Here is an 8172-nt window from a genome sequence, read left to right on the forward strand (position 1 = left end):
AAGTCGCGCCCGGACAGCGGATGAAACGGGTGGGTCACCCGAACGCGTCGGTACTGATCGTCGCCATCGGGTGTAATCGACGGCGTAATCCAACGGCAAGGTCGAACGTTTCCAGTGCGCCACGAGGCGCATGGTCGTATCCCCGGTCCAGCCGGGAGGAACTCGGAGGGAGGTTCCTGGGTCCGATGGCTTACCCAGCGCCGAAAGGGTTATGGGGACAAGAGCATGCCAGGAAACCGCAGGCCGTGCCCAGCGTCAGGGGCGGTGCTGTGGGGGACCCGCGTGACATGGCGAAAGCTGGATTGCCTGAATCCCAGTCTCCAGAAGATGGAAGTTCACATCCGCCGGAAAGACGCCTGAAACCGGCGCCGGCCCTGCCTGACGGTGATGGAACAGACGCAGGCAACCTCCGGGGCGCTGGAGCGATGTCCAGTGAGGGCATTGAAGGAGACGAACGGGACGCCTACCTCACGCTGTCACGTACGACCGTGACGAACGTGGGATCGCCTATCGGGCGCGAGCCCCACGGCGACGGAGGCCTCGTAGTAGTCGCCGGAGTCACGACCGGCCAAGGAGGACGGGAAAGCCGTCCACACGGGCGAAGGAGGCCAGGTGATCGGGACACCACAAGATCGGGAGGTATGCGCAATGCAGAGTGCCGAAACGGTGCTGGGTGTCCTGCGTGAGCGCGGCAGGCGCGGCCTGCCGTGCAGTGAGTTGTATCGGCAGATGTTCAACCCGCAGTTGTATCTGCTGGCCTATGGCCGCATCTACGCCAACAAGGGTGCGATGACGCCAGGGGCCACGCAGGAGACCGTGGACGGCATGTCGGTCCGGAAGATCGAACGGATCATCACCGCGATGCGCCACGAGCGTTACCGGTTCGGCCCGGTCCGTCGAACGCACATCCCGAAGAAAAACGGCAAGACGCGCCCGCTGGGCATGCCCATCTGGTCGGACAAGCTCGTTGGCGAAGTTGTGCGCCTGTTATTGGAGGCCTACTACGAGCCGACGTTCTCCGACCGTTCCCACGGGTTCCGGCCCGGACGAGGCTGCCACACCGCATTGCGGGAGGTGGCCAACACCTGGACCGGGACGACCTGGTTCATCGAGGGAGACATCTCCGACTGCTTTGGGAGCCTGGACCACGAGGTCATGCTCTCGATCCTGGCGGAGAAGATTCGCGACAACCGGTTCCTGCGGCTGCTGCGCCACATGCTGACAGCCGGATATTTGGAGGACTGGAGGTGGAACGCGACGCTCAGCGGGGTCCCGCAGGGCGGCATCGCGTCCCCCATCTTGTCGAACATCTACCTGCACAAGCTGGACGTCTTCGTCGAGAAGACTCTGATTCCCGAGTTCACTCGGGGGCGGCTGCGGGCTCGCAACCCGCAATACCGGGCGGTGGAAGCGGCGATCGTCAGAGCCCGCCGCGCTGGAGACCGCGCCGAGGTGCGGAAACTCTACCGGCGGCTGCACAGCCTGCCCAGTCAGGATCCTCGTGATCCCGGCTATCGAAGGCTGCGCTACTGCCGATACGCCGACGACACCCTGCTCGGTTTCGCCGGACCCAAAGCCGAAGCCGAACAGATCAAGAGCCGCCTGGCGGCGTTCCTGCGTGATGATCTCAAGTTGGAGCTGTCAGCGGATAAGACTCTGATCACCCATGCCCGCACTCAGCGGGCCAGCTTCCTCGGTTATGAGATCACCGTTGCGAGCAGCGCGACCAGGACGCGAAGGCCGTCTGCGAGTGACCGGCGTAATCGCCGTTCGCTCAACGGGGCGGTCGTCCTGCGCGTTCCCGCTTCGGTGGTCAAGGCCAAGTCCGCCCCGTACTTGTCACGCGGCAAACCTGCGTGCCGGAACCCGATGATCAACGAGAGCGACTACAACATCGTCGCCCGATTTCGGGGCCGAGTACCGGGGCATCGTCCAGTTCTACCTGCTCGCCAGTGACGTCTTCCGACTGCACCGGCTGCGCTGGATCATGGAAACCTCCATGCTCCACACCCTGGCCCGCAAGCACCGCTCAACGGTGACGAAGATGGCGGCCCGCTTCAAGGCCAAGATCCAGACACCGCACGGGCTGCGCACGCGGTTCCAGGCCAAGGTCGAGCGCAAGGGCAGGAAACCGCTGGTCGCCTGGTTCGGCGGCATCCCGCTCAAGCGGCAGAAGAACGCGGTCCTTATCGACCGACAGCACACCGGGCCCGTCTATCCCAACCGGCAGTTGGTCACCCGGCTGCTTAAGGGACGATGCGAGCTCTGCGAGCGAACGGATGGCATTCAGGTTCATCACATCCGTCGACTCGCCGATCTCGGCAAGTCCGGTGACCCGCGGCCCGCATGGGTGGAAGTCATGGCCAAGATCCGCCGCAAAGCTCTCGTGGTCTGTGGCGATTGCCATGACCTCATCCACGGGCACCCTGCAACACCGCTCACGCAGTAGATCGCTGGAGAGCCGGGTACTCGGAAACGGGTCTGCCCGGTTCGGAGGGAGGCCGAACGGAAAAGGACCAGCTCACAACGCTGGCACCTCGCTGTTCGGCCGACCCTACCCGCACCTTGACCGACGAGTGGGCCTACGCCCGCCCGTATGCCTCAGAAGCCGAACGCCGCGCCGCCTTGCCAGCCTGGTTGCACCTGTACAACCATCACCGCGGACACACCGCCCTGGGCGGCCAACCACCCATCAGCCGCGTCACCAACCTGTCGGGACAGAACATCTAGCTCTGCCTTGGCCTTCTTGATCTTCGTGGCGATGCGTTTGCACAACATCGTGGTCAGATCGTCGCGGACCCGCATCCGGGCCTTGTGCGCCAGGCACGCGATCGGCGCGATGCGTCGGCCCAGCGTGAAGTCCCGCAGCTCCGAGGCATCTGCCGCGTCCGCTTCCCCGGCGAAGTCGGTGATCTTCCCCGAGGCGACGCCGTCCATCCACACCGACGTGTCGCCGAGACCATCCATCCAATCCAGACGCCTGGCGAGGTTCTTGAAGTGCGACCACGTCGGCCCCTGCGCGGGCTTCTTCAGCCAGTTGTACAGTGTCGTCCCGTCACTGTCGCGCTCCTCCAGCAGCCCGAGCAGCTCTGCCCGCTCCAACGCGCTCATCCGGTCGTGGATGCCCGTGCAGATCGAGGCGTTCACCTCACCGCGGATCTTCGAGGCCATCGCGTCGAAGGTGGAGAACGCCGGCGTCACGGTGCGGACATGGTGATGCGGCTGCTGGTGGAGCGTTACTGCTCAACACCGGAAGGCCACCGATGCATACCGACTCCGCGGAGCTGCGTGCCCGCGTCGACGGCTCCCCGATGTCGCGCATGCAATGGTCGGCGATCGTCGTGTGCATGCTGCTCAATGTCCTGGACGGTTTCGACGTCCTGGTCATGTCCTACACTTCCGCCGCGGTGTCGCAGGAGTGGTCGCTGTCGGGCTCGCAGCTTGGCCTGCTGCTCAGCGCAGGCCTGGTCGGGATGGCGTGGGGGTCGCTGCTGCTGGCCCCGATGGCCGACCGCATCGGGCGGCGGGCGCTGATCCTGGCCTGCCTCGTGGTCGCCGCCGCCGGGATGCTGGGGTCGGCGCTGAGTCAGGACGCCGTCCAGCTCGGCCTCCTGCGCGTGCTTACCGGCGTCGGCGTGGGCGGCATCCTGGCGAGCAGCAACGTCATAGCCGCCGAGTACGCCAACGGCCGCTGGCGGGGTCTGGCCGTCAGCCTGAACGTGGCTGGCTACGCCGTCGGTGCCACCGCGGGCGGGGTCATCACGGTGGCGCTGCAGAGCTCGTCCGGCTGGCGATCAGTATTCGTCTTCGGCGGCGCAGGCACGGCCATGCTCATCGGTGCGGTGCTGTGGCGGCTTCCCGAATCCCTGGACTTCCTGCTCACCCAGCGCTCGCCGCGCGCCCTGGACCGTCTCAACGAGCTGCTTCTCGCGATGAAGCAGCCCACGCTGGAAGCCATGCCCGACCGCCCGGATACGCCCGCCGGGCCGGCACTCACTGTCCGGCAGGTCCTCACCCCACAGCTACGCCGCAACACGCTACTGACTTGGGTGGGCTTCTTCACTGCCATGTCCACGTTCTACTTCGTCACGAGCTGGACGCCGAAACTGCTGGTGGAGGCCGGCCTGTCGGCCGCTCAAGGCATCACCTGGGGGGTGTGGCTCGCTCTCGGCGGCATCTTCGGCACCATGGTGCTGGGCCTGCTGGCCGCCCGCTTTCCGCTCAAGCACCTGCTGGTGGGTTACACGCTCGCCACGGCCGCGTTGCTGGCCCTGTTCATCCCGGCCATCTCCACGTACGGGTTGCTGCTCGCACTGGGCGCGCTGATCGGCCTGTTCCTCAACGGGTGTGTCGCCGGTCTGTACGCCCTCGCCCTGTCCACCTATCCACCCGAAGTGCGTGCGACCGGCGTGGGCTGGGGCGTCGGCATGGGCCGTATCGGGTCGCTCGTCTCCCCGCTGGCGGCTGGCGGGCTGCTCGACTCCGGTTGGGGTCCCGGGCAGCTCTACCTGGCGGCGGCTGTCGTGTTCGCGGTCGGCGGACTGGCCGTGCACGCTGTTCGCCTCTCATCTCGCGTGCCACGATGACCGCGATCGTCCTGCGCGCCGCTGTGCAGATCCCCGGGGTACCCTGCACACCCTTGTCGGTGCAAAGGGACGTATGGCTCCCACCGGACAGCGAACGCCGCCACGGCCGCGAGACCCGTGAGCTGCATGATCACGATGCCGCTGCATCGATGCCGCCGTCTGAACCAACCACAACAACCCGGCCGCGACCATGGACAACAGGGTGATCGCCAAGACGGCGGCCCTGCTGGCCCGCGGGCTGGGCCGCGCGTGAGCCCGGGGCGGTGACGAACGGCACCGAACCAGCTTCGATATCCATTCTCGATGTCAGCTGGGCAGGCGGCAGCATCCGGCGGCTGGCGCCGCCGGACCATACCGTTGGTATGGGGCATGCTGCGCTTGAGACTGAGCAACCTTCTGTGCTTCCGGCGGCGTAAGGACGGGTGACTGCCGCCTCCAGGAAGGACCGTACATGGCGGATCGATCGGAGTACGACGCGTTCGTCGAGGCGTCGTGGCACCGGCTGCTCCGCACCGCTTACCTGCTCGCCCGTGACTGGGGAGCGGCCGAAGACCTGGTGCAGACGGCGCTGCTGAAGGCGTGGCAGGCCTGGCCGCGCCTGGGCGCCGAGCGTGAAGCGTACGTCCGCAAGATCATTGTAAACCTGCACGTCTCCTGGTGGCGGCGCCGCTGGAGCTCTCCTCTAGAATCTGATTCTGTGTCAGCGTTCTTCACGCAGAAGCAGGGCGAGTTGGTGCCCGCGCCCCACGCCCGAGGCCCCTGGTCCCCCGACATGCTCCACGGCCGCCTGCTCGGCGGGCTGGCCGCCCGGGCCATCGAGCGGCGCTACGCCCAGCCCGGGCTGCACCTCGCCCGGCTGACGGTCGATCTGTTCCGCAGCAGCCCGATGGTGCCGGTCACGGTGGAGACCTCGCTGATCAGGTCCGGGCGCAGGATCCTGGTGGCCGACGCGATCATCTCCACCGACCAGGGGCCGATCGGGCGGGCCGGGGCGGTGCTGCTCCGACAGGGCGAGCAGCCTGACGGAGAGCAGACGTTCGTCACGCCCGTGTGGGACTCGCCCCCGCCCGACGGGCCGCCGCCGGTGGACGGGCCCACCACGTGGACCCCGCCGTTCGACCTGTGGCGGGTGACGGAGTGGGGGAAGCCGGGTCCCGGGCGGGTGTGGCTGCGGGAGTCGTACCCGCTGGTGGACGACGAGCCGCTGACACCGCTCGTACGCGCGGCGCTGGCCGCCGACTTCGCCAGCCCGCTCAGCAACGTCAGCACCGGCGGGCGGCTGGGGTTCATCAACGCCGACTACACGCTGACGCTCGCCCGGCTCCCGGCCGGTGATCTGATCGGGGTCGAGAGCACCGGTCACCTGAGCGCCGACGGGGTGGCGACCGGGCAGGTCACCATGCACGACACGGCCGGGCCCTTCGGGTTCTGCGTGGTCACGGCGGTGGCCAACACGCTCGGCGGCGGCCGGTAGCAGCGGGCTGGATTGTCGTACCCGCGGCGTAACGTTCGGCGGGTGCGTTCAGCTGTGCGTCTTGCCGCCGGGGACGGGTTCCGCCTCGACGCGGTGACCTGTGTCGACGACCATCGCGGGTGGTCGGCGGCCGAGGTGGGTTCCCGGCACCGCCTGGTGCTGGTGCGCCGTGGCAGGTTCCGGCGCAGGGCGGACGGCCGGACCGCCGTGATCGACCCGACGATGGCATACCTCTCGGTGCCCGGTGCGGAGGAGCACTTCGCCCACCCGGCGGGGGGCGACGTGTGCACCTCGGTGTCCCTGTCGCCCACCCTGTGGCGCACGCTCGCCGGTGACGGCCCGCCGCCGGCCCGCCCCACCCTGTACGTGGACGCCCGCATGGACCTGGCGCACCGGCGTTTCCTCGCGGCGGCGCGCGGCGGGGACGCCGCCTTCGAGCTGGCCGAGTCCCTGCTCTCCCTCCTCGGCGCCGCACTCGGGCAGCTGACCCCCGCCCCGACCCCGGCCACCTCCGGCGGGGGAGCGGGCACCACCGCGGTGCCTGCTTCGGCGCCCGCACCTGCCGCCGCTGGTACGGGCGGCACGGAGGTGCGTGCCCCTGCCGCCGCTGGTACGGGCGGCACGGAGGTGCGCGCCCCTGGCGCCGGAGCCGTCGAGGCGAGCACTCGTGCAGGCGGACCCGCCGATGGGAGGGAGGCCCGTGGATCCGCCCGCGTGCCCGCCTTCGGATCCGCCCGCGTGCCCACCTTCGGAGCGCGTGTCGCCGAGGGGGCTTCCGGCCAGGAGCGCAACGTCAAGGCGCGTGCCGTCGTCAGGACCGGCACGGCGATCGCCGACGCCGCTCGCGAGGCCATCGCGGCCGACCACCCTGCAGCCGGCGGCCTGCTGTCGCTGGCCGAGTTCCTGGCCGTCTCGCCCTACCAGCTCAGCCGGGCGTTCACCCGGGAGCTAGGCATCTCCCTGACCCACTACCGCAATCGCGTGCGCGTGGGGCGGGCACTCGACCGGCTGGAAGAGGGGGAGCCGAGCCTGGCCGGGCTGGCCGCCGACCTGGGGTTCGCCGACCAGGCCCACCTGACCCGTACGATCCGCCGCCACGTCGGCCACACCCCCACGGCCCTGCGCCGCCTGCTCGCCTCCCGAGCTCCCTGACCGGCTGCCGACGTGCCGGGGAGGACGCCGGCGTCAGGCCGGTTCTCGCGGGCCTCTAGCCTTCCATGACGCAGAAGGGGTGGCCTTCGGGGTCGATGAGCACGGTCCAGTCGGCCCCGCCCGGCTGGAAGCCGGGCACGGTGGCGCCGAGCCCGGCAAGCTCCTTCTTGGCGGCCTCGACGTCGGGGACCTTGAACTCGAGGTGCACGTGCTTCCCGTCGTTCGGCCAGCCGGGCCCCTGGTAGCCGTCGACGCGCTGGAACGCGATCGACACCGGGCCGCCTTCGAGCCCGACGAAGTCGGCGTCGCCCGAGCCGACCCGCCAGCCGGTGACCTCGGCGTAGAAGGCCGCCAGCGCGGCGGGGTCGGCGCAGTCGATGACGATGGAGGTAAGAGTCGTTGTCATGCGGCCAGCCTGGCGGCGACGGGGCGGCTGGTCTTGAACATCCTTGCACTGGCAATGGGGCCACCCGCCGCCGACTCGGGCCTGGCGCCCAGCCTCGCGCGTGCGCCTGACCGGCCTGGATCGTCGCAGTGAGCCCGGGGATCGCCTGCACGCGTGTCGGCGATGGGGCGCAGTTTTCGTTGCGCCGGGTCGCGCCCTGCGACGTCTCGCCGTACGGCGCTTCCAACATGATCAAGTGCCGCTGGGCGCTGCCTGCAACGGGACACAAACGAGATGGTCTCGGCTGACGCGATGACCTGGATTATGTTGAGGGAGCTCAAGGCTCCTGTCTCACGACAGTAGGTGCCGCTCTCCTACAGCGAGGCTAGATTCATGGCCTCAGCCAACCGGAAGCACTGCCGGTCCCCCTTGAACAGCCGCCGGGTGAATATCTGAGCAAACCAGCACATGAGATCGCTAAGCTTGAATCCACGGCTTGATTTCTCGTGATCATTTCTCGGTCCAATTCCTCGACGAGGACCGCTGTCGCAGGTAGAGGCCTGGTTTCGGGGCGT

General features: G+C 68.5%; 6 protein-coding genes and 1 pseudogene. 6 read left to right on the forward strand and 1 reads right to left on the reverse strand.

Going from position 1 to position 8172, the window contains the following annotated elements; translation table 11 throughout:
• Window positions 1–612 precede the first annotated feature (612 nt).
• The 6 genes and pseudogenes from ACIBVN_RS60355 (at window position 613) to ACIBVN_RS60380 (ending at window position 7212) form a co-directional block, all read left to right on the forward strand.
• Window positions 613–1956, forward strand: a complete 1344-nt coding sequence (locus ACIBVN_RS60355) for a reverse transcriptase/maturase family protein (protein ID WP_397151874.1) — start codon at window positions 613–615, stop codon at window positions 1954–1956.
• A gap of 19 nt (window positions 1957–1975) precedes the next feature.
• Window positions 1976–2449 (forward strand): group II intron reverse transcriptase/maturase, encoded by a 474-nt coding sequence (locus ACIBVN_RS60360; protein ID WP_397151884.1) that lies wholly within the window; start codon window positions 1976–1978, stop codon window positions 2447–2449.
• A gap of 110 nt (window positions 2450–2559) precedes the next feature.
• Window positions 2560–2730, forward strand: a pseudogene (locus ACIBVN_RS60365) (integrase core domain-containing protein); the annotation flags it as partial.
• Between the two features lie 533 nt (window positions 2731–3263).
• A complete protein-coding gene (locus ACIBVN_RS60370) occupies window positions 3264–4586 on the forward strand; it encodes an MFS transporter (RefSeq protein ID WP_397151876.1) in 1323 nt (440 codons plus the stop codon).
• 451 nt (window positions 4587–5037) lie between these two features.
• Complete coding sequence (locus tag ACIBVN_RS60375) at window positions 5038–6060, forward strand: sigma factor (protein WP_397151878.1); 1023 nt, start codon at window positions 5038–5040, stop codon at window positions 6058–6060.
• 42 nt (window positions 6061–6102) lie between these two features.
• Window positions 6103–7212, forward strand: coding sequence for a helix-turn-helix domain-containing protein (locus ACIBVN_RS60380; protein WP_397151880.1), 1110 nt, complete (start codon window positions 6103–6105; stop codon window positions 7210–7212).
• 55 nt (window positions 7213–7267) lie between these two features.
• On the opposite strand, the gene ACIBVN_RS60385 is transcribed toward ACIBVN_RS60380, so the two are convergent.
• The gene (locus ACIBVN_RS60385; RefSeq protein WP_397151882.1) at window positions 7268–7618 is read right to left on the reverse strand and encodes a VOC family protein; all 351 of its coding nucleotides are present in this window, start codon (window positions 7616–7618) and stop codon (window positions 7268–7270) included.
• Window positions 7619–8172: the final 554 nt, after the last annotated feature.

This window comes from Nonomuraea sp. NPDC049400 (assembly GCF_044466425.1).
Taxonomy (GTDB): domain Bacteria; phylum Actinomycetota; class Actinomycetes; order Streptosporangiales; family Streptosporangiaceae; genus Nonomuraea.